We start from the raw sequence: 19,192 nt of genomic DNA on the forward strand, positions 1-19,192 counted from the left end.
ATCTCAGCAGCACATACGGGTACGCGAGCCCGAGCAGGCGGTGCCGCACTTGCCCGAGATGCTGGTGGTGTCACCAATGATGTCGGCTTCGGCGTACTCGCCGCCGATGAACAGCGGGCCAGCCGGATTGCTGGCGTCAGCCTGGCTGCGCCACTCAGCGGCTTGAGTTTCCACAGCTTGGATCGAAACGTGGTTCATCACTCTCTCCTGGTTACGTGGGTAAAAGTGCCCAGGAAGCGACGCCCATCGTGCTGCCACCGGCCCACTGGGGGGCGGCATCAGACCGTCTGCGCGGTACATCTCCCTGACACAGCACAGATCTTCAGCGTGGCCGGCATCACCACACAAGTGTCGTTCTTGTAAAAGAATGTTTACAAATTCAACCCATTCACCTCCAAACAGCCGGTGTTGCCCCAGAAACAAAAAGCCACGTACGGCCGCCATCCACGCCCAATAGGCAACAATCATTCAAATCATCGGCGAAGTAGGCTCCCATCCCAACTTCCTGCAGGGCAAGTCTTCAAGCCCTGCCAGCCCGGGACTCACCCCAACAGGACTTTCCCTCGGCCGCAGTGGATACAGCGACACTGCTCACCCAAACCGGCCCCGCGCCGGCCTGACGCCCGCTGAGCCGGGGGCGCCTCACCCGAGAGCCCCCCATGCCGGGATACCAACTGACCGACCATTGCGTCGAACTGCAAGGCCTTGCCGCGTTGCAGATCCGCGCGCTGCTGGACCGCCAGCAATATGCCGACCCCCTGGGCCACGCCGAGGCCGCCGGCATCTCCAGTGCGCAATGGCCTTTGTTCGGCCTGCTCTGGCCCTCCGGGCGCCAGCTGGCCCAGGCAATGGCGCGGCGCGCTGTCAATCCGGCCGAGAGCATCCTGGAGATTGGCTGCGGACTGGGCCTGGCCAGCCTGGTCAGCCACCGGCGCGGTGCGCTGGTCACGGCCAGCGATGTGCATCCGCTGGCCGGCACCTTTCTGCTGGAGAACCTGCGCCTGAACGGCCTGGCACCGATGCGCTATTGCCATGGTGACTGGAGCGACCGCATCAGCCCCGCGCATGCACCGCGGGTGGCCGGCCGCTTCGAGCTGATCATGGGCAGCGATGTGCTCTACGAGCGCGACGACGCCGGTTGCCTGCCTCGCTTCATCGAACGCCACGCCACGGCCGTGGGCGAGGTGCTCATCGTGGACCCGAACCGCGGCCACCGCGCGGCCTTCAGCCGGCGCATGGCGGCGCTGGGCTATGCGCTGGAGGAAAGTCGGCTGGACGCCGCCGCCGACGGCAGCTGCAGCGCGCGCCTGCTCAGCTACCGGCGCGGGGTTTGCGCCCCCGGCCGCTGAAAAGCTTGTCGAACAGCGCATTGGGCAGCAGGCGCATCAGCTTGGCCACCACGCCCATCTGCCAGGGGATGACGCGGTAGCTGGTGCCGGCCTCGATCATGCGGAAACTCTGCTCGGCAAAGTCCTCGGCCTTCATCAGGAAGGGCATCGAATAGTTGTTGACGCGCGTCAGCGGCGTGTCCACATAGCCGGGCACCAGGGTCACCACCTGCACGCCGCGCGGCTTGCATTCGATGCGCAGGGCCTCGCAATAGGCCACCACGCCGGCCTTGCTGGCGCAGTAAGCGCCATGCCCGGCCAGACCCCGAATGGCGGCCACGCTGGCCACGCCCACCAGGCGGCCGCTGCCGCGCGCGCACATCGGCGCGATGAAGGGATGGAAACTGGTGGCCGTGCCGTAGAGATTGGTGTCCAGCACCTGCTTGAAGACCGGCAGGTCCTCGGCCAAGGCGGTGTCCACGCCGATGCTGACGCCGGCGCTGGCGATCACGGTGTCGGGCAGGCCCTGGCGCTGCAGGCAGTCTTGCGCAGCGGCCTGCATGGCCTCCGCATCCACCACGTCGGCGGCATAGACGGCCCAGCGTGCCGGGTCAAGCTTATGGGCCTGTGCCCACTCGGCCACCACCGCCACGCGGCGCGCCTGCAGGGCCAGGCGCCAACCGGCCTGGTAGTAGCGCAGGGCCAGGGCCTGGCCGATGCCACTGGAGGCGCCGGTGATGAAGACCAGTGGGCTGTGAGGAACCAAGGCCGTCATGGCTGAACCTCTGTGGGCTTTACTGCGCTCTTGGTGAACACGCTGCGGGTGGGGCCGGTCAGCAGCAGTTGGCCACTGGCGTGCTGGTAGTCCAGCCCGCGCGCCTGCATCTGCAGACCCGGCGCCACCAGCTCGGTGGGGCGGCGGCTGATGAGGCGCCGCTCCTTGATCTGCGCCGTCAGAGCGTCGGTGCGCAGCTCCATTTCAGGCGCGGCCGTGGCCGGGTCGGCCTTGGGTGCAAAGCGACGCACCCGCACCTGGCCTTCCAGCGTCAGGGTCGGCCCCTGGGCCGGGCCGTGGGCGCGCTCGGCCTCGGCCAGCACCAGGCGGCCATCATCGGCCTGCAGATGGAGTTGCAGCTTCTCGATCTCGATGCCGTCGGTATCGGGGTAATGGCGCAGCACGGCGCCATGCAGCCGGGCCTGGCGGCTGCCATCGGGCAAAAAGCGCTGCAGCTCAAAGCCGCGCATCTCGTAGTCCGGCACATGGCGCAGCGGGCGCTCCTCGGTGGGGCCCCCAGGCACCGGGGTCTGGCGCAACAACCAGAAGCTGAACAGCGCCAGCACGGCCATCAGAGCCAAGGGAAGGTAGTTGGCCAGCCAGGCCTGCAGGCGCCAGATGAAGGGCTGACGCTGGCGCACCCGGCCGCGCGCCGCGCCCACCAAGGGGCCCAGAGCAACTTGTGGGGCCGATGATGTGATGGGCTCGCTCACCGGCCGTCCAGGGTTTGCAGATGCTGCTCAAACAGCCGGTGGTAGGCCCCGGCCGCCAGCAGCAGCAGGTCGCAGGCCTCGCGCGCCGCGCCATGGCCGGCCGGGGTGCGGGTGATGTAGTCCGCACACGCCAGCACCTCAGGGTGGGCACCCGGCGGCGCGATGGCCAAACCGGCACGCGCCATCAGCGGCAGATCGGGCCAGTCGTCGCCCATGGCCGCCACCTGGCTCCATTCCAGGCCCAGGCTTTGCAGCAGGGGCGTGGCGGCGGCCAGTTTGTCGTGGATGCCAAAGAGGGCATGCTGCAGGCCCAGATCGGCCACGCGACGGCGCACCGCCGGGGCATCGCGCCCCGTGATGATCAGCGGCTCGATGCCGGCCAGGCGCAGCAGCTTCAGGCCATGGCCGTCGAGCGTAGAGAAGGCCTTGAAGGCTTCACCCTGCTCGCCGATGTAGATGCGGCCATCGGTCAGCACGCCATCCACATCAAAGATCGCCGCCTTCATGCCGAAGGCGCCGCCCTGGGCTTTGAGCAAGAGCTCGGGGGTATGGCTGAGCGTGGGCTTGAGGGTCTTCATCAGATCACCTTGGCGCGCATCAGGTCGTTCAAGCTGATGGCGCCCACCAGGCGCTCGTCGGCATCGACCACCAGCACCACGGTGATGCGCGCCTCTTCCATCAGGTCGGCGGCGTCCACCGCCAGGGCGTCGGCGCGCAGGCGGCGCGGGCTGGCGTGCATGACCTCGGAGGCGGTCAGCGCACGCAGGTCGCTGCCCTTCTCCACCAAGCGGCGCAGATCGCCATCGGTGAACACGCCCAGCAGGCGGTCCTGCTCATCGACGATGGCGGCGCAGCCCAGGCCTTTGTCAGACATCACCTTCATCATCTCGGTGAAGGCCGTCGCCAGACCCACACGCGGCAGCGCGTCGCCGCTGCGCATCAGGTCCTTCACATGGGTGAGCAGCTTGCGCCCCAGGGCCCCACCGGGGTGGGAGCGGGCAAAGTCCTCGGGCCGGAAACCGCGCGCATCCAGCAGGGCCACGGCCAGCGCGTCGCCCAGCGCCATCTGCGCGGTGGTGCTGGCGGTGGGGGCCAGATTGAGCGGGCAGGCCTCCTGGTCCACGCGACTGTCCAGCACAAAGTCGGCGTGCCGGGCCAGCGTGGACTCAGCACGGCCGGTGATGGCAATCAACGGCACGCCCAGGCGCTTGATGACCGGCAGGATGACGGCCAGCTCGTCGCTTTCGCCGCTGTTGGAAAGGGCCAGCACCAGGTCCTGCGGGGTCACCATGCCGAGGTCGCCATGGCTGGCCTCGGCGGGGTGCACAAAGAAGGCCGGCGTGCCGGTGCTGGCCAGGGTGGCGGCAATCTTGCGCCCCACATGGCCGCTCTTGCCCATGCCCATCACGATGACGCGGCCGCTACAAGCCAGCACGGCCTGTACGGCCCCGTGCATGGACTCGCCTACGCGGTCCACCAAAGCGGACAGGGCCTGGGCCTCGATGCGCAGCGCGGCGCGGGCCGATTCAATGGCGGAATAGGGGGCAGACATGGGGCGGCAGTTTACGGGCCGCCCCTCGGCCAGACATGCGGTGCCGCGCTACTCCTGCTGCGCCTGGCAGCTCAGGCAGCGCAGCGCCGTCGGTTGGGCACGCAGGCGATCCAACGGAATGTCGGCCTCGCAGTCGGCGCAGCGGCCGAAGGTGCCGGCGCGCAGGCGCAGCAGGGCCTCGCCCACTTCGCGCAGCTCCACCATCAATCGATCGGCGCGCTCCAGCGTCACCTCACGGTCGCCCTCATGCTCGCGAGGCGCATCGGGGTCGTCGGCCAGCAACTGGGCCGCCTGCTCCACCCGCGAGGCCCCGCCCCGCTGCAACTCAATCTCGTGCTGCAGGGCGGTTTGCTGCAACACCAGTTCCGCCTCGATCAAGGCCCTTTGGCCCGCGCTCAGACTCATGCTGCTCTCCTGGTCGATGAAGTCCATCTTCACCAGGCTTGCGCACCCGCGTGTTGCGCCGGATCAGGCTTGCGAGAGTCCCATGAAAAAAGGCCCGCACGCGGCGAGCCTTGATCCAAACGCGCAGGCTTGGCTTAAGGGTAGAGACCGCGCTCTTCGCGGGCTTGCAGCACGCGCGTGCAAGCCACCGTGAAGGCGGCGGTGCGCAGCGGGATCTTGTGCTGTTCGCTGGTTTCCCAGATGCCCTTGAAGGCACCGATCAGGATCTTGTCCAGGCGCAGATTGATTTCGTCTTCGGTCCAGAAGAAGCTGGAGAAATCCTGCACCCACTCGAAGTAGGACACCGTCACGCCGCCGGCATTGGCGATCACGTCGGGCACCACGATGATGCCGCGCTCGGCCAGCACGGCGTCGCCGTCAGGGGTGGTCGGGCCGTTGGCGCCTTCCAGGATCAAACGGGTGCTGATGCGGCGGGCGCGCGCATCGGTGATCTGGCCCTCGAGCGCGGCCGGGATCAAGACATCGGTCTTCACATCCCAGAAGTTCTCGTTGTCGATCTTGTCGGCGCCCTTGAAGCCGCCCACGCCGCCGGTCTTGGCCACGTGGTCCAGCAGGTCCTGCATGTCCACGCCGTTCTCGTTCAGGATGGTGCCGGTGTGGTCCTGCACGCACACGATTCTTGCGCCATTGGCGGCGAACAGCTTGGCGGCGATCGAGCCCACATTGCCGAAGCCCTGCACGGCCACGCGGCAGCCTTCCATATTGATGTTCAGGCGGCGCATGGCTTCACGGCCGACCACGAACACCCCGCGGCCGGTGGCGGCCACGCGACCCAGCGAGCCGCCCAGGGGGATGGGCTTGCCGGTGACGACGCCGGTGGCGGTGGCGCCGACGTTCATCGAGTAGGTGTCCATCATCCAGGCCATGATCTGGCCATTGGTGTTGACGTCGGGGGCCGGGATGTCTTGGGTCGGGCCGATGATGATGCCGATCTCGCTGGTGTAGCGGCGGGTCAGCTTCTCCAGCTCCTTCTGGCTCAGCATCTTGGGCTCGACGCGAATGCCGCCCTTGGCGCCGCCGTAAGGCAGGTTCACCGCGGCGTTCTTGATCGTCATCCAGGCCGAGAGGGCCATCACCTCTTCCAGCGTGACATCGGGGTGGTAGCGCACACCGCCCTTGCCCGGGCCGCGGGTCAGGCTGTGCTGCACGCGGTAACCCTCGAAGTGGCCGATGGTGCCGTTGTCCATCTCGATGGGGATGTCAACGATCAGCGCCCGCTTGGGGCGGCGCAGGGTCTCGACCCAGCGGGCCAGATTGCCCAGATAGGGCTCGACCGCATCGATCTGCGACAGATACGTGCCCCAGGGCGAATTGCGCGTGGGCGAAACAAAAGACAGATTGGGCATGAAGCTTCCGACGAAATTTTTTGTGGGGCGCACGGTAACTCGAAGAAACCTTGTATAGACAAGGGAGGCGACGCCACTTGGGCATCCCCTTATGCGGGCCGCGCATCGCGCGCTGCGGGGCTTGATCCGGGTCAAGCGCGCGAACCCGCGCAGGGGAGGCCGCGGCGGCCCGCTTACCATCCGCCGCACCCATGACCAGCCTGGACCTCGCTCTCCTCTACCTCGTCGCCGCCGTGCTCGGCGTCGTGGCCTGCCGCAGCCTGAAGTTGCCGCCCATGCTGGGCTATTTGGTGGTGGGGGTGCTGATCAAGCTCAGCGGGATCACCCAGAACACCCCGGGGCTGACCTATCTGGCCGAGTTCGGCGTGGTCTTTCTGATGTTCGCCATCGGATTGGAGTTCAACCTGCCCAAGCTGCGTGCCATGCGGGCTGCCGTGTTCGGCCTGGGGCTGTTGCAGGTGCTCCTGACTCTGGTCGGCGCCGTACTGGGCAATGTGCTGCTGGCGTTGGCCTTCGCCTGGATCGGGGTCCAGTGGGAGATGGGTTGGCAGGGCGCCCTGGTCCTGGGCGCGGCCATGGCCATGAGTTCGACCGCCATCATCGTCAAGCTGATGGCCGAGCGCCTGGAGCTGGAGAGCGAGCACGGCCGGCGCGTGATGGGCGTGCTGCTGTTTCAAGACTTGGCGGTGGTGCCGCTGCTGGTGCTCATTCCCGCCCTGGGCGCCAGCACCAGCGACATGGTGCAGGGCCTGGCCTGGGCCGCGCTCAAGGCCCTGGTGGTGCTGGGCCTGCTGCTCTGGGGCGGGCAAAAGGCGATGCGCTGGTGGCTCACGCTGGTGGCGCGGCGCAAGAGCGAAGAGCTCTTCATCCTCAACCTGCTGCTGGTCACACTGGGTCTGTCCTGGCTGACCGAGCACGCGGGCCTGAGCCTGGCGCTGGGCGCCTTCGTGGCCGGCATGCTGATCTCGGAGACCGAGTTCAAGCACCAGGTGGAAACCGACATCCGGCCCTTCCACGATGTGTTGCTGGGCCTGTTTTTCATCACCATCGGCATGAAGCTGGATTGGCAGCCGGTGGTGCAGCAATGGCCGCTGGTGCTGCTGTTGGTGCTGGGGCCCACGTTGCTCAAGTTCGCGCTGGTGGCGGCGCTGGCCAAGGGGCTGGGGGCGCCCTCGGGGGTGTCGCTGCGCACAGGGCTGTATCTGGCCCAGGCCGGCGAGTTTGGCTTTGTGCTGCTGGGCCTGGGTGCGGCCCAGGGCCTGGTGGCGCCCAAGTGGGAAAGCCCGGTGCTGGCGGCCATGGTGCTGTCCATGCTGGCCACGCCCTTCATCGTGCTCTATAGCAACCGCATCGTGATGAAGCTCAGCAGCAGCGATTGGCTGTTGCAGTCGGTTCAGCTCACCACCATCGCCAAGAAGGCCTTCAAGACCGACGCCCACATCATCATCTGCGGCTATGGGCGCAGCGGGCAAAACCTGGCCCGCCTGCTGGAAACGGAACGCATCCCCTACATGGCGCTGGACCTGGACCCCGACCGCGTGCGCCAGGCCGCAGCCGCCGGCCAGAGCGTGGTGTTTGGCGATGCCGCGCGCCTGCAGGCCCTGATGGCGGCCGGCCTGCACCGCGCCAGCGCGGTGGTCATCAGCTATCACGACACCCCCTCGGCGCTGAAGGTGCTGCGCCAGGTGCGCGAACACGCGCCCACCGTGCCGGTGGTGGTGCGCACGGTGGACGACGCCGACCTGGATCGCCTTAAAGCCGCCGGTGCCACCGAGGTCGTGCCCGAGGCCATCGAAGGCAGCCTGATGCTGGCCAGTCATGCCCTGGCCCTGGTGGGGGTGCCCATGCGCCGGGTGATTCGCATCACCCGCGACGCCCGCGACGCGCGCTATGGGCTGCTGCGCGGCTACTTCCACGGCGCCGACGACGACGGCCTGGACGAGCGCGAGCAGGCCCGGCTCAAGCCCTTCACCCTGCCCGCCGCCAGCAGCTGGGCCGGGCAGCGCGTGGCCGACCTGCTGCTGAGCGAACAAGGCCTGGCCCTGGTGGCCCTGCGCCGCGCCGATGGCAAGGGGGAGACGGTCTCCGATGAGTTGCCCCTGCAGGGTGGCGACACCCTGGTGCTATCGGGCACACCCGAGGCTCTGGCCCGCGCCGAACCCCGCCTGTTGAAGTGACACCACGCCGTCGCCTCTATTTGATGCGCCACGGCGCGGTGCGCTACTTTGAGGGCGGCCGCCCGCTGCCGCCCGAAAGCGTGCCGCTGACCGAGGCCGGCCAGGCTCAGGCGCGTGCCGCCGGGCGCCTGCTGGCCGCGCAGGGCGTGCGGCCGGACCGGGTGATCTGCTCCGGCCTGCCGCGCACCCGCCAGACCGCCGCCCTGGTGCTGGGCGAGCTGCCCGGACCCCAGGCTGAGATTGAGGACTGGCCGGCGCTGCAAGAAATCCACGGCGGCCGCTTACGCGACATCCCGGAAGACAGGCTCGAAGCCTGCTTCACCGCGCTGCAGCGCGGTCCGCTGACCGAGCACAGCCAGTTTCTCGGCGGCGAAACCCTGGGCGCGCTGTGGGACCGCATCCTGCCGGCGCAGCTGCAGCTGCGCGCTGACCCGGACTGGGACTGCGCGCTCTGGGTGCTGCACGGTGTGGTCAACGCCGCCCTGCTCAGCCACTGGGTCAGCGGCGGCCAGCGTCTGATGCTGCCGGGCTGGCAGCAGAACCCGGCCTGCATCAATGTGATCGATCTGGGGGCTGACGATGCGCTGCTGCGTGCTGTCAACCTAAACCCCGTGGACTGGCTGCAGCCCGATGAGCGCCGCAGCACCATGGAACAACTGCTGGCCGATCTCAGGCAATGCTGAACAAGCCCCTGCGGGCGCGCCGCGACTTTTCGGGATGCCTGGCCAAGGCGCGAGCCGCAGCTCAGGCTGGTGGCCTGAGCAAGGCTTGCAACGCCGGCCAGCGCCCGAAAAGCCGATGGCCCGAGGGGTTTGCGCGAGAACCGGCCCGCTCGGTCGTTAGCGGGCTCGGCTGTCGGGCCACCAGCCCGACCTTCGCCCGCCGCCTACGATCCGGCCGGTTCTCGCACAAACGCGTCCCGCGAGGACTTGCTCAGCATTGCCTATAGGAATTCCGCTGATGGACTTTGCCTACTCCCCACGCTGCGAGGCCCTGCGCCAGCGCCTACTGGCCTTCACCGCCGAACACATCCTCCCCAATGAGGCGGCCGTGATGGCCGAGATTGCCGCCAACCGCGCCGCCGGCAATGCCTGGCAGCACCTGCACCTCATCGAGGCCTTGAAGGAGAAGGCGCGCGCCGCCGGCCTGTGGAATCTCTTCCTGCCCGAGTGCGAACTCGCGCCCGAAGGCCTGAGCAACCAGGACTACGCCCCGCTGGCGGAGATCATGGGCCGCACCTGGTGGGCACCCGAGGTCTTCAACTGCAACGCCCCGGACACCGGCAATATGGAAGTGCTGGCGCGCTATGGCAGCGCGGCGCACAAGGAGCGCTGGCTCAAACCCCTGCTGGCCGGCGAGATCCGCTCGGCCTTCCTGATGACGGAACCTCAGGTGGCCAGCAGCGATGCCACCAACATCGAATGCTCGATTCGCCGCGATGGAGATGCGTACATCATCAACGGCCGCAAATGGTGGAGCAGCGGCGCCGGCGACCCGCGCTGCGCGGTCTACATCGTGATGGGCAAGACCGACCCCGAGGCGCCGCGCCACGAGCAGCAATCCATGATCCTGGTGCCGGCCGACACGCCCGGCATCACGGTGCTGCGCCACCTGCCAGTGTTTGGCTATGACGATGCGCCGCATGGCCATATGGAGATCGAGCTCAAGGACGTGCGCGTGCCGGCGGAGAACCTGCTGGTGGGCGAGGGCCAGGGCTTCGCCATCGCCCAGGGTCGCCTGGGCCCGGGGCGCATCCACCACTGCATGCGCTCGATCGGCGCGGCCGAGCGCGCGCTCGAACTGATGGTGGCGCGCGCCGCCAGCCGCCAGGCCTTTGGCAAGACGCTGTCACAGCAGACGGTCTGGCAAGAGCGCATTGCCGAGAGCCGCTGTGCCATCGACCAGGCGCGCCTGCTCACGCTCAAGACCGCCTGGCTGATGGACAAGGCCGGCAACAAGGCGGCCCAGGGCGAGATCGCGATGATCAAGATCGTCGCCCCCAATATGGCGCTCAAGGTCATCGACTGGGCCATCCAATGCCATGGCGGCATGGGCGTCAGCGACGACGTGCCGCTGGCCATGATGTGGGCGCACCAGCGCACCCTGCGCCTGGCCGACGGGCCCGACGAGGTACACCGCAACGCGCTGGCCAAATTGGAGCTAGCCCGCCGCTAGCGCCTCCGCAGCGGCGGCGGCGGCCGCAAAGTCCAGCGCCGCCATCGCCTCATCCAGCCTACGCAGCTGCGGCTCGGCCGCAATGGGCTGGCGCGCGCGCCACTCGGCATGGGCCTGCAGCGCCTGCATATCGGCTGCCTGCAGCAGCGCCAGGAGTTCCGGCAGGCCCTCGCGGTCCAGGGGCGCGGGCACCTCATCCGCGGGCCGCAGGGCCTCTGCCAGAGCCAGCACATCGGGCACCAGGCGTTCGCACAAGCGCTGCAGCGCCTGCGCGCAGCGCTCTGGCACCGCGCGCCCGGCCTTGGCGGCTTGCTCGGCCTCCAGGGCCAGTTCGGTCAAGGCCGGCAGCCCCACCGTAGCAGCCAGGCCCTTGAGGCCATGGAGCTGCTGGGCCTGCTCGGCCAAGGGGGCCGAGCGCAGCAGTTCCGCCACGCCCTGGGCGGCCTGCTGCAGGCCCTGGCAGGCCGCCAGGAACAGGGCCGGACGCCCCATGAAGCGGGCCATGCTCAGACGCAAATCCAGGCCCAGGGCCTGGCCGCGCTGGACCAGCTCAGCCGGCCATTCGGGCAAAGCCTGCGGGGTTGCGGCGCCCCACTCACGGGGCCCCAGATGCTGACGCAAGCCAGCCACCACCTCGGCCATGGCAAAGGGCTTGCCGATGTGCGCATCCATGCCTGCTGCGCGGCAGGCCTCGCGGTCGGCCGGCAGGGCGTTGGCCGTCATGGCCAGGATGGGCAGGGCGTGCAAACCCAGCTCCGTCCGGATGGCACGGGTGGCCGTGTAGCCATCCATGATGGGCATTTGCACATCCATCAGCACAGCGTCAAAGGCTTGGGGACGCTCGCGCAGGATTTCCACCGCCTGCAAACCCTGCACCGCGAGCTCCACCTCGGCCCCTTCCAGCCGCAGCAGCTCCAGGGCCACTTGCTGATTGACGGGGTTGTCCTCCACCAGCAGTAAACGCACCCCACTGAGCTGCCCCTGTCCAGGCAGCGCGGCTGCGGCGCTACTGGCATCGGCGGCCTGACCCGCCAATGCCTGGCCCAGCTGGCGGGGCGTGAAGGGCGCCAGCAAAGGCACCCAGGGCGCCAGATGGGCGGGCCAGCGCGACTCCAAGCCCTGGCGCTGTACGCCTTGCAGCAACAGCACCAGCGGACCGTCGAAGCCCTGGGCGCGCAAGGCTTCGGCCTGGGCCAGGGCTGCGGGCTCGTCCGCAGCCGCATCCAGCACCCAGACCTGCACCGGCATTTCCGACTTCAAGGTCCAACCCTGGCGAAGCGCCGCCGCTTCCAGGGCTTGAACCTGACGCGCGCTGCAGAGCTTGTGCCCGAGCGACAGCGCCGGCGTTGGCGCTGGCAAAGCCTCGTCCAGGACCGACCCCAAGGGCAATTCAAAGGCAAAGCAACTGCCCTCGCCCAAGGCCGATTGCAGACTCAGCGAACCGCCCATCAGACCCACCAGGCGCTGACTGATGGCCAGGCCCAGACCGGTGCCGCCGAAGCGGCGCGTGGTCGAGGCCTCGGCCTGCGTGAAGCCGCTGAAGATGCGCGCCTGGTGTTCCGGTGCAATGCCCACCCCGGTGTCGCTGACCTCGAAGCGCACCACGCTGCGCCCATCGGCCTGCGACACACGGCGCAAGCGGAGCACCACCTCGCCGGCCGCGGTGAACTTCAAGGCGTTGCTGCACAGATTGATGAGAACCTGACGCAGGCGCATCGCGTCGCCTTGCAGCTGCAAGGGCAAGGCCGGATCGATGTCGAACACCAAGGCCACGGGCTTGCTGCCCTGCTGAGCCGACAGCAGCACAGCCAACTCCTCCAGCAGCAGGCCAAGATCAAAAGGCTGCTGCTCCAGCTCCAGCTTGCCCGCCTCGACCTTGGAAAAGTCCAGGATGTCATTGAGCAAGCTGAGCAGCGAGCGGGCGGCGGCCTCGGCCTTGTCGGCATAGTCACGCTGGCGCGCACTGAGCTCGGTGTGCTTGAGCAGGGTCAGCAATCCCAGCACTGCATTCATGGGCGTACGGATCTCGTGGCTCATATTGGCCACGAACTGGCTCTTGGCCTGCGAGGCCGCCTGGGCCGCCTCGGTCGCGCGCATCAGCTCGGTGATGTCGATGCGGAAGCCCACGATGTGCCCATCGGGCAGACGGCGCTCGACGATGCGCAACCAGCGCCCATCGGCCAGCGGCTGCGCCACGGTGGAGTTGGCGGCCTGGTGCAGGGCCACGCGCTCGGCCACCCACTCATCGACGCGGCCCACAGCCTGCGCGTATTCACCCCGCTCCGCCCCGGTACGGATCAGGGTCTCGAAGGACACCCCGGGTTGCATGAGCTCAGCCACCGCCGGATAGGTCAGGCGATAACGCTCGTTGCACAGCACCATGCGATCGTCCGGGCCGTACAACACAAAGGCTTCGTCCAGCGCATCAATGGCGTGCCGCAACAAGTCGTTGGCGCGCTTGGCTTCGGCCTCGGCCAGATGGCGGTCACTGATGTCCTGGTGGGTGCCGGCCATCCAGCGCGGCGCACCATCCTCGGCGCGGCTGAAGAGCTTGCCCCGCGTCAGGATCCAGACCCAATGGCCATCGCGATGGCGCATGCGCATTTCGCTCTCGTAGATCGGCGTGCGCCCATCAAAGTGCTCGCGCAAACGCGCCTGCGTCGGGCCCACATCATCCGGATGCGTTAGTCGCAACCAGGTGCCCACGCTCAGCGGTTCGAGCTCTTCAAGCCGATAGCCCAGCATGCCGGCCCAGCGGGCATTGAAGCGCACCTCGCCGGTCTGCACATTCCATTCCCAGGTGCCCGCATGGGTTCCGTCGATGATGTTGGCCAGACTGCGGCGTTCGCGCTCCAGCTCGCGCTCGGCCAGCTTTCTGGCGTTGATGTCGTTCTGCACCGTGATGAAGCCGGTGAGCCGGCCGGTGTCATCGTGCACCGCCTGCACGTCCACCGCCACCCACAGGGTCTGGCCGTCTCGATGCCGGATGCGCAGTTCTCCCGCATAGCTGCGCCCCAGGCGCAGGGCCTCATTCAGACGCTCCATCTCGGCACGTTCGGCGTCGGTTTGCAGCAGCTCCCTGGGGGTCCGCCCGATGGCCTGCTCGGTCCCAAATCCGGTCAGGCGTTCAAAACCCTCGTTGATCCAAACGATGCGCAGCTCGTGATCGGTAAGGTGCACGCCATTGGTGGTGCGGCGTGCCACCAGGGCCAGGCGCTGGAGATCCGCCGTCATGGTGCGCGCCAGGGCCTCGGCCTGTTGCCGGCCTGTGGTCTGCTGGCGCAGCAGCCCGCCCAGGGCCAGGCTGGCGCTGGCAGTGGCCAGGAAGAACAACAAGGGCGCCCAACTGCGGTGCGCGGCCTCGAACTGGGCTGAGCTCTCAGCCCGCAAGGTGGCTTGGCGACCGGGCAGGTTCAGCGTGCGCTGCAGTGAGTAACGGGGTTCTTCGGCCGCCAGGCCGGCCTCGAACATGCGGTCCAAAGGCTGCGCCGGAGTGCCGTCGGTCAGCGTCAGGCGCAAATGCCCGTCACGCACCTCGGGCAGATCGGCCAGCAGCTCGGCCAGGACCACCGGGGCGTAGAGCAGGGCCCGCCCCTTGGCTGACTCGAAGGGCTGAAAGAGCAAGACGCCGGGACTGCGGGACTTGTCCTGCACCAGTTGCACCACGGGGGTGAGCGCCGGCTTGCCGGTGCGCAAGGCCTGTTCCGCCCCCTGACGACGGCGCGGCTCGGACCCGACATCCAGGCCCATGGCGCCCTGATTGCGCAGCGGCGGCTCGATGTAACGGATCACCATCAAGTCGGCGTGATGACGATCTTCCAGCTGGCGCAGGGTGAACTGGGGTGCGCCGTCGGCCCGAGCCTCGGCCAGAAAGTCCTCCAGACGCTCGCGCTCCAGCACCTCGATCAAGCCAAGGCCACGCACCCCCGGAAACTCGGCATCCAGGTCGCGCGAGGCCACATAGGCACGGAAAGCAGTGCGGTCCAGGCCGCCCATGCCGGCATGCAGACCGCGGGCCCCATTCAGGCCGTAAATGGGCCGATTGAAGCGATCAACGATCTCATGGGCCGCCCGTTCGATCAGCCGCGAGAACTCTCGCTGGGCATTGGCCTGCACCTGGCGATGCAACCAAACGGCGCCCAGGGCGGCCACCGACAAGCCACCGACGGCGGCGATCAGGGGCCAGAGCCAGCCACGCAGGCTGCGGGGGTCGTCCATGCCCCATCATAGGAGCGACAAAAGCCGTCTATTTGCCGATGCAAAAGCGGCTGAAGATCTCGCCCAGCAAGTCGTCGGCGCTGAACTGGCCGGTGATCTCGCCCAAGGCCTCATGGGCCAGGCGCAGCTCTTCGGCCACCAGGTCCAGGGCCGGGCGCGGCACGGAAACTTGCTCCAAGGCCCCACCCACATGGGCCTGGGTGCGGCTCAGGGCCTGCACATGGCGTTCGCGGGCGATGAACAGGCCTTCGGGCATGGCCTGCCAGCCGGCGCGCGCCAACAGCTCCTGGCGCAGGGCGTCCAGGCCCGCGCCGGTGCGGGCCGACAGGGCCATGGCGCCTTCGGGCACCTCGGCCGCATCGGCCTTGTTGAAGACATGCAGCAAGCGGGCCTCCAGGTGCGCGGCATCGTCGTGCGCGGCCAACTGGGCGCGGATGCGTTCATCCTCACGCTGGTAGTCGGCCTCCTGCAGGCGCGTGAGGTCGTGCAGAAAGAGCACCACATCGGCCTTGGCAATCGACTCCCAGCTGCGCGCCACGCCGATCCGCTCCACCTCATCGGCGGCGTCGCGCAGGCCGGCGGTGTCGGTGATGTGCAGGGGCACGCCCTCGATCTGGATCTGCTCGCTGACGCGGTCGCGCGTGGTGCCGGGAATCGGCGTGACGATGGCGAGCTCGGCCCCCGCCAGCGCATTGAGCAGCGAGCTCTTGCCGACATTGGGCTGGCCGGCCAGCACCACCTGCAGACCCTCGCGCAACAGCGCACCCTGGCGGGTGCGGACCAGGATCTGTTCGATGCGGCTGCGCAGGCCCGTCAACTGGCCCTGCACATCGGCCTGCTGCACGAACTCGACATCCTCTTCCTCGGGGAAGTCCAGCGTCGCTTCGACAAACATGCGCAGATGAATCAGGGCGTCGCGCAGCCCATTCACTTCCTTGGACAGCGCACCCTCCAGCGCCCGAGCCGCACTGCGCGCGGCGGCCTCGGTGCTGGCGTCGATCAGGTCGGCGACGGCCTCGGCCTGCGCCAGGTCCAGCTTGCCGTTCAGGAAGGCACGCTGGGTGAACTCACCGGGCTCGGCCAGGCGGCAGCCGGGCAGGGCCTGCAGGCAGCGCGCCAGCAGCAACTGCAGGATCACCGGGCCGCCGTGGGCCTGCAACTCCAACACCTGCTCGCCGGTGTAGCTGTGCGGCGCCGGAAAGTGCAGGGCCAGACCCTGGTCGATCACCGAGCCATCGGCCGCGCGCAGCGGCAGGTAGTGGGCATGCCGCGGTTTGAGTGCCTGACCGCAGACGGCTTCGATCAGCCCATCCAGCGGCTGGCGTGCGGACACGCGCACGATGCCCACGGCGCCGCGTCCGGGCGCGGTGGCAATGGCGGCAATGGGGTCTTGGTGGCGGGCCAGCATGAGGACATTGTCCGCAATGAAAAACGCCGTGCTCCAGGAGCACGGCGTCGGGTGTTGGCGCGGGGGAAGGTCCGGAGCAAATCCTCGTGGAGTCCTCTCGGTACCTGGCGACCGCTGCGGTCGGCTTTCTTCGGCCGGCCTGCGGTGGCACGCCCCGCATGGCCTCCATTAAAGGCCAGGTCAGTGATGCCTTCAGCCCCTGAAGAGGGGGGATCCCCCCTCATTCGCGTGACTTATTGGCGCGCTCAGTTCTGCACCCCGAGCTGCTTGTTGATCATCCATTGCTGGGCGATCGACAGCAGGTTGTTCACCAGCCAGTACAGCACCAGGCCGGCCGGGAAGAAGAAGAACATGAAGCTGAAGGCCAGCGGCATGATCCACATCAGCTTGGCCTGCATGGGGTCCGGCGGCGCCGGCTGCAGCCAGACCTGCAACAGGCTGGACAAGGTCATCAGCGCCGGCAGCACAAACATCGGGTCCTTGGCGCTCAGGTCGGTGATCCACAAGATCCACGGCGCATGGCGCATCTCCACGCTGGAGAGCAGCACCCAGTAGAGCGCGATGAAGAAGGGGATCTGCAGCAGCATGGGCAGGCAGCTGCCCAGCGGGTTGACCTTCTCCTCTTTGTAGAGGCGCATCATTTCCTGCTGCATCTGCTGCGGCTTGTCCTTCAGGCGCTCGCGCATTTCCATGATGCGCGGGTTCACCTTCTTCATCTTGGCCATGCTGCGATAGGCACTGGCATTCAGGCCGTAGAAGGCGACCTTCAGCAGCACCACCAGCAGCACGATGGACCAGCCCCAGTTGCCGATCACCGAGTTGATCTTGTCCATCAGCCAGAACAGCGGCTTGGCCAGGATGTGGAAGATGCCGTAGTCCTTCACCAAGTCAAAGCCGGTGGCCAGCTCGGCCAGGGTCTTTTCCTCCTGCGGGCCCACAAACAGCAGGTTGTCCGAGCTCACGCTGGCGCCGGGCGCCACTTGCGAGAGCGGCAGCACCATGCCCACCGTGTAGAGGTTGTTCGCGATGCGGCGCGCATAGAACTCGCGCTCGCCGCTTTCAGGGCGCAGCCAGGCACCGACAAAGAAGTGCTGGGCCATCGCCACCCAACCGTCCTGGCCCTTGCGTTCGCCAGCGAACTCCTTGCTGTCCAGCTCCTTGAACTCGATCTTGGTGTACTTGATCTTGTCGTGATAGAGCGCCGGGCCGGTGAAGGTCACCGCGCCGAAAGATTGGGCAATGCCGGCGTCGAACTGGCTGGCGTCGCGCTGCAGCTGCAGATAGAGCTGCGGCGTCACCGGCGCCGTGCCGACGTTTTGCGCCTCATGACGCACCTTGATGGCGTAGCTGCCGCGCTCGAAGGTGTAGGTCTTGATCAATTTGATGCCGCCGATCTCGGGCGACTCGAAGCGCAGATTGAGCTGCTGCGCGCCGTCCTTCAGCGCACGTTCGGTCGACACCAGGGTCATCAGGGTGTTGTGCACCGGGGCACCGCCCTGCACGCCCACCAGGCCGGACTGCGCCGCGTACTGGCGCGAGCGCTCCAGCACCTTCATGGGTGCGCGGGCTGCGCTGTCATCGGCGTGCTTCAGCAGCTCCAGCTGCACCAGGCTGCCGCCCAGGGTATCGAAGGTGGCCTTGGTCAGATCGGTCTGGATCTCGATCAACTCGCCACGCTGGGGCTGCACGGCCGGTGCGGCAGGCGCGGTTGCGGCAGCCTGCGCCGTGACGGCCGACGGCACGCCGGCTTGTGCGGCAGGGGCCGAACCCGCCGCCTGCGGCGCTGTGGCGGCCGGCATGGGCGAGAACAGCGACTGGCGGCCGTTGTGGCGCTGCCACCCATCCCACAGGAACAACAGTGAAATGGTGAACACCATCCAAAGCACGGTACGGCGGATGTCGGTCATGGATTGGTCGAGTTGACAGGGGTAGAGGAAGAACGACGCAGGCCGGTGAACAGGCGCGGCGCTTGGGCAGGCACAGGGTCATGCCCGCCCAGACAGAAAGGATGGCAACGCAGCAGCCGGCGCGTGGCCAGGTAGCTGCCGGCCAGGCCGCCATGGGCGTCCAACGCCTGCAGGGCGTAGTTCGAGCAGCTGGGGGTGTAGCGGCAGCCGGCATTCAGCCAATGACTGAACAACAGCTGGTAGCCGCGCACCGCGCCGCGCAGCAGGCGCTGCAATAGAGAGGGAGAACTCAAGGGCGCTCCCCACGCGGCTTCGGTGGCCTGGGGTTGAGCGCACGCCGCCACAGCAGGTCCAGGTCCTCGCGCAGCACCTTGCGCAGCGCTTCCGAGGTGGCGCTGGGGAAAGCCTTGCGATCGATGGGCGTGCGCAAACGCAGCACCCACAGCCCGGCGGGCAAGGGGGTGCTGCTCTTGAGCTGTTCGGCCAGACCCGCGCGGCCCAGGCGTTTGACCAAGCTGCGCGTCACGGAGCGACGCGCCAGGCGCTTGGGAACGACCAAACCCAGCCACCGCGCTGAAGGCACGGAGGGGCTGGGTGGGGGGGCCTCGGTGGGCGCCTCATCCACAACGCTGTGACCATCCGGTGGGCAGGCTGTGGATAAGTTGTGCGCACCGGGTCGGCTGGGCGCGTCCGCAAGGTAGTGCAAGGCAAACCAATGCGAACGAGCGCGACTGCCGCTTTGCAGCACGCGCTCGAAATCGACCGCACGTTGAATGCGGCCCAGGGCGTCCGGGAGGGGAGCGACCACTGCCGCTCCTCGGTCAGCGCTGGCTTAGACCGCCAGGCGCTTGCGGCCCTTGGCGCGACGTGCGTTCAGCACGGCGCGGCCACCACGGGTGGCCATGCGCACCAGGAAACCATGCGTACGAGCGCGACGGACCTTGGAGCCTTGATAAGTGCGTTTCATGATGGATCACCTTCTGCGTCGTGGTCTGCACACCCGAGGAACACGGAGGCACGGACGACGGGATTGACAAGCTGCTCGGGTTTGCGGGAGCCACCCCGCCTCAAAAAGGCGAAGAGTACTTTTCACACCCTGAGCGGCGAAAAGCCCGCGATTACACCAAA

Annotated in this window: 17 protein-coding genes; 4 read left to right on the forward strand and 13 right to left on the reverse strand. The window is 67.8% G+C overall.

The features are described from left to right. Positions 1-3: 3 nt before the first annotated feature. A complete protein-coding gene (locus tag FF090_RS18940) occupies positions 4-198 on the reverse strand; it encodes a DUF6229 family protein (RefSeq protein WP_138858222.1) in 195 nt (64 codons plus the stop codon). Between the two features lie 461 nt (positions 199-659). Here FF090_RS18940 and FF090_RS18945 point away from each other — a divergent pair, with 461 nt between their 5' ends. Next, positions 660-1,349 (forward strand): class I SAM-dependent methyltransferase, encoded by a 690-nt coding sequence (locus tag FF090_RS18945; RefSeq protein WP_138858223.1) that lies wholly within the window; start codon positions 660-662, stop codon positions 1,347-1,349. Here FF090_RS18945 and FF090_RS18950 read toward each other — a convergent pair. The 6 genes from FF090_RS18950 to FF090_RS18975 form a co-directional block, all read right to left on the reverse strand. Further along, positions 1,312-2,103 carry an SDR family oxidoreductase gene (locus FF090_RS18950; RefSeq protein WP_138858224.1) on the reverse strand — a complete coding sequence of 264 codons (792 nt, stop codon included), beginning with the start codon at positions 2,101-2,103 and terminating at the stop codon, positions 1,312-1,314. The genes FF090_RS18945 and FF090_RS18950 overlap by 38 nt on opposite strands. Beyond that, a complete protein-coding gene (lptC, locus tag FF090_RS18955; RefSeq protein WP_138858225.1) occupies positions 2,100-2,816 on the reverse strand; it encodes an LPS export ABC transporter periplasmic protein LptC in 717 nt (238 codons plus the stop codon). The genes FF090_RS18950 and lptC overlap by 4 nt, the downstream gene beginning before the upstream one ends. Further along, the gene (locus FF090_RS18960; protein WP_138858226.1) at positions 2,813-3,394 is read right to left on the reverse strand and encodes a KdsC family phosphatase; all 582 of its coding nucleotides are present in this window, start codon (positions 3,392-3,394) and stop codon (positions 2,813-2,815) included. The genes lptC and FF090_RS18960 overlap by 4 nt, the downstream gene beginning before the upstream one ends. After that, entirely contained in the window at positions 3,394-4,368 is a 975-nt protein-coding gene (locus tag FF090_RS18965; RefSeq protein ID WP_138858227.1) for a KpsF/GutQ family sugar-phosphate isomerase, read from the reverse strand. The genes FF090_RS18960 and FF090_RS18965 overlap by 1 nt, the downstream gene beginning before the upstream one ends. Positions 4,369-4,416: 48 nt before the next feature. Beyond that, entirely contained in the window at positions 4,417-4,773 is a 357-nt protein-coding gene (locus FF090_RS18970; protein ID WP_175423736.1) for a TraR/DksA family transcriptional regulator, read from the reverse strand. Between the two features lie 134 nt (positions 4,774-4,907). Further along, complete coding sequence (locus FF090_RS18975) at positions 4,908-6,179, reverse strand: Glu/Leu/Phe/Val family dehydrogenase (protein WP_138858229.1); 1,272 nt, start codon at positions 6,177-6,179, stop codon at positions 4,908-4,910. A gap of 191 nt (positions 6,180-6,370) precedes the next feature. Between FF090_RS18975 and FF090_RS18980 the strand changes: the two genes are divergently transcribed. The 3 genes from FF090_RS18980 (at position 6,371) to FF090_RS18990 (ending at position 10,531) form a co-directional block, all read left to right on the forward strand. Further along, the gene (locus FF090_RS18980) at positions 6,371-8,356 is read left to right on the forward strand and encodes a monovalent cation:proton antiporter family protein (protein ID WP_138858230.1); all 1,986 of its coding nucleotides are present in this window, start codon (positions 6,371-6,373) and stop codon (positions 8,354-8,356) included. 23 nt (positions 8,357-8,379) lie between these two features. Next, complete coding sequence (locus FF090_RS18985; protein ID WP_138858460.1) at positions 8,380-9,039, forward strand: histidine phosphatase family protein; 660 nt, start codon at positions 8,380-8,382, stop codon at positions 9,037-9,039. A gap of 277 nt (positions 9,040-9,316) precedes the next feature. Beyond that, positions 9,317-10,531 carry an acyl-CoA dehydrogenase family protein gene (locus FF090_RS18990; RefSeq protein WP_138858231.1) on the forward strand — a complete coding sequence of 405 codons (1,215 nt, stop codon included), beginning with the start codon at positions 9,317-9,319 and terminating at the stop codon, positions 10,529-10,531. Here the strand turns inward: FF090_RS18990 and FF090_RS18995 are convergent. The 6 genes from FF090_RS18995 to rpmH all read right to left on the reverse strand — a co-directional run bounded on the left by FF090_RS18995 (position 10,517) and on the right by rpmH (position 19,031). Continuing rightward, entirely contained in the window at positions 10,517-14,749 is a 4,233-nt protein-coding gene (locus FF090_RS18995; RefSeq protein WP_138858232.1) for a CHASE domain-containing protein, read from the reverse strand. The two genes, FF090_RS18990 and FF090_RS18995, sit on opposite strands and share 15 nt — an antisense overlap. Positions 14,750-14,777: 28 nt before the next feature. After that, entirely contained in the window at positions 14,778-16,157 is a 1,380-nt protein-coding gene (gene mnmE, locus FF090_RS19000; protein ID WP_138858233.1) for a tRNA uridine-5-carboxymethylaminomethyl(34) synthesis GTPase MnmE, read from the reverse strand. 245 nt (positions 16,158-16,402) lie between these two features. After that, a complete protein-coding gene (gene yidC, locus FF090_RS19005) occupies positions 16,403-18,064 on the reverse strand; it encodes a membrane protein insertase YidC (RefSeq protein WP_138858234.1) in 1,662 nt (553 codons plus the stop codon). Then, positions 18,061-18,357 (reverse strand): membrane protein insertion efficiency factor YidD, encoded by a 297-nt coding sequence (gene yidD, locus FF090_RS19010; protein ID WP_246071471.1) that lies wholly within the window; start codon positions 18,355-18,357, stop codon positions 18,061-18,063. Before yidD ends, yidC begins: the two co-directional genes overlap by 4 nt. Further along, a complete protein-coding gene (locus FF090_RS19015; protein WP_138858235.1) occupies positions 18,354-18,872 on the reverse strand; it encodes a ribonuclease P protein component in 519 nt (172 codons plus the stop codon). Before FF090_RS19015 ends, yidD begins: the two co-directional genes overlap by 4 nt. 24 nt (positions 18,873-18,896) lie before the next feature. Next, positions 18,897-19,031: a 50S ribosomal protein L34 gene (gene rpmH, locus FF090_RS19020; RefSeq protein WP_138858236.1), complete on the reverse strand. Its 135-nt coding sequence runs from the start codon at positions 19,029-19,031 to the stop codon at positions 18,897-18,899. Positions 19,032-19,192: the final 161 nt, after the last annotated feature.

This window comes from Inhella inkyongensis, assembly GCF_005952805.1.
Lineage (GTDB): Bacteria > Pseudomonadota > Gammaproteobacteria > Burkholderiales > Burkholderiaceae_C > Inhella > Inhella inkyongensis.

Coding starts and splice junctions, on each gene's coding strand:
- FF090_RS18940 (WP_138858222.1), bottom strand. CDS start 198: ATGAACCACGTTTCGATCCAAGCTGTGGAAACTCAAGCCGCTGAGTGG.
- FF090_RS18945 (WP_138858223.1), top strand. CDS start 660: ATGCCGGGATACCAACTGACCGACCATTGCGTCGAACTGCAAGGCCTT.
- FF090_RS18950 (WP_138858224.1), bottom strand. CDS start 2,103: ATGACGGCCTTGGTTCCTCACAGCCCACTGGTCTTCATCACCGGCGCC.
- FF090_RS18960 (WP_138858226.1), bottom strand. CDS start 3,394: ATGAAGACCCTCAAGCCCACGCTCAGCCATACCCCCGAGCTCTTGCTC.
- FF090_RS18965 (WP_138858227.1), bottom strand. CDS start 4,368: ATGTCTGCCCCCTATTCCGCCATTGAATCGGCCCGCGCCGCGCTGCGC.
- FF090_RS18970 (WP_175423736.1), bottom strand. CDS start 4,773: ATGAGTCTGAGCGCGGGCCAAAGGGCCTTGATCGAGGCGGAACTGGTG.
- FF090_RS18975 (WP_138858229.1), bottom strand. CDS start 6,179: ATGCCCAATCTGTCTTTTGTTTCGCCCACGCGCAATTCGCCCTGGGGC.
- FF090_RS18980 (WP_138858230.1), top strand. CDS start 6,371: ATGACCAGCCTGGACCTCGCTCTCCTCTACCTCGTCGCCGCCGTGCTC.
- FF090_RS18985 (WP_138858460.1), top strand. CDS start 8,380: ATGCGCCACGGCGCGGTGCGCTACTTTGAGGGCGGCCGCCCGCTGCCG.
- FF090_RS18990 (WP_138858231.1), top strand. CDS start 9,317: ATGGACTTTGCCTACTCCCCACGCTGCGAGGCCCTGCGCCAGCGCCTA.
- FF090_RS18995 (WP_138858232.1), bottom strand. CDS start 14,749: ATGGACGACCCCCGCAGCCTGCGTGGCTGGCTCTGGCCCCTGATCGCC.
- mnmE (WP_138858233.1), bottom strand. CDS start 16,157: ATGCTGGCCCGCCACCAAGACCCCATTGCCGCCATTGCCACCGCGCCC.
- yidC (WP_138858234.1), bottom strand. CDS start 18,064: ATGACCGACATCCGCCGTACCGTGCTTTGGATGGTGTTCACCATTTCA.
- rpmH (WP_138858236.1), bottom strand. CDS start 19,031: ATGAAACGCACTTATCAAGGCTCCAAGGTCCGTCGCGCTCGTACGCAT.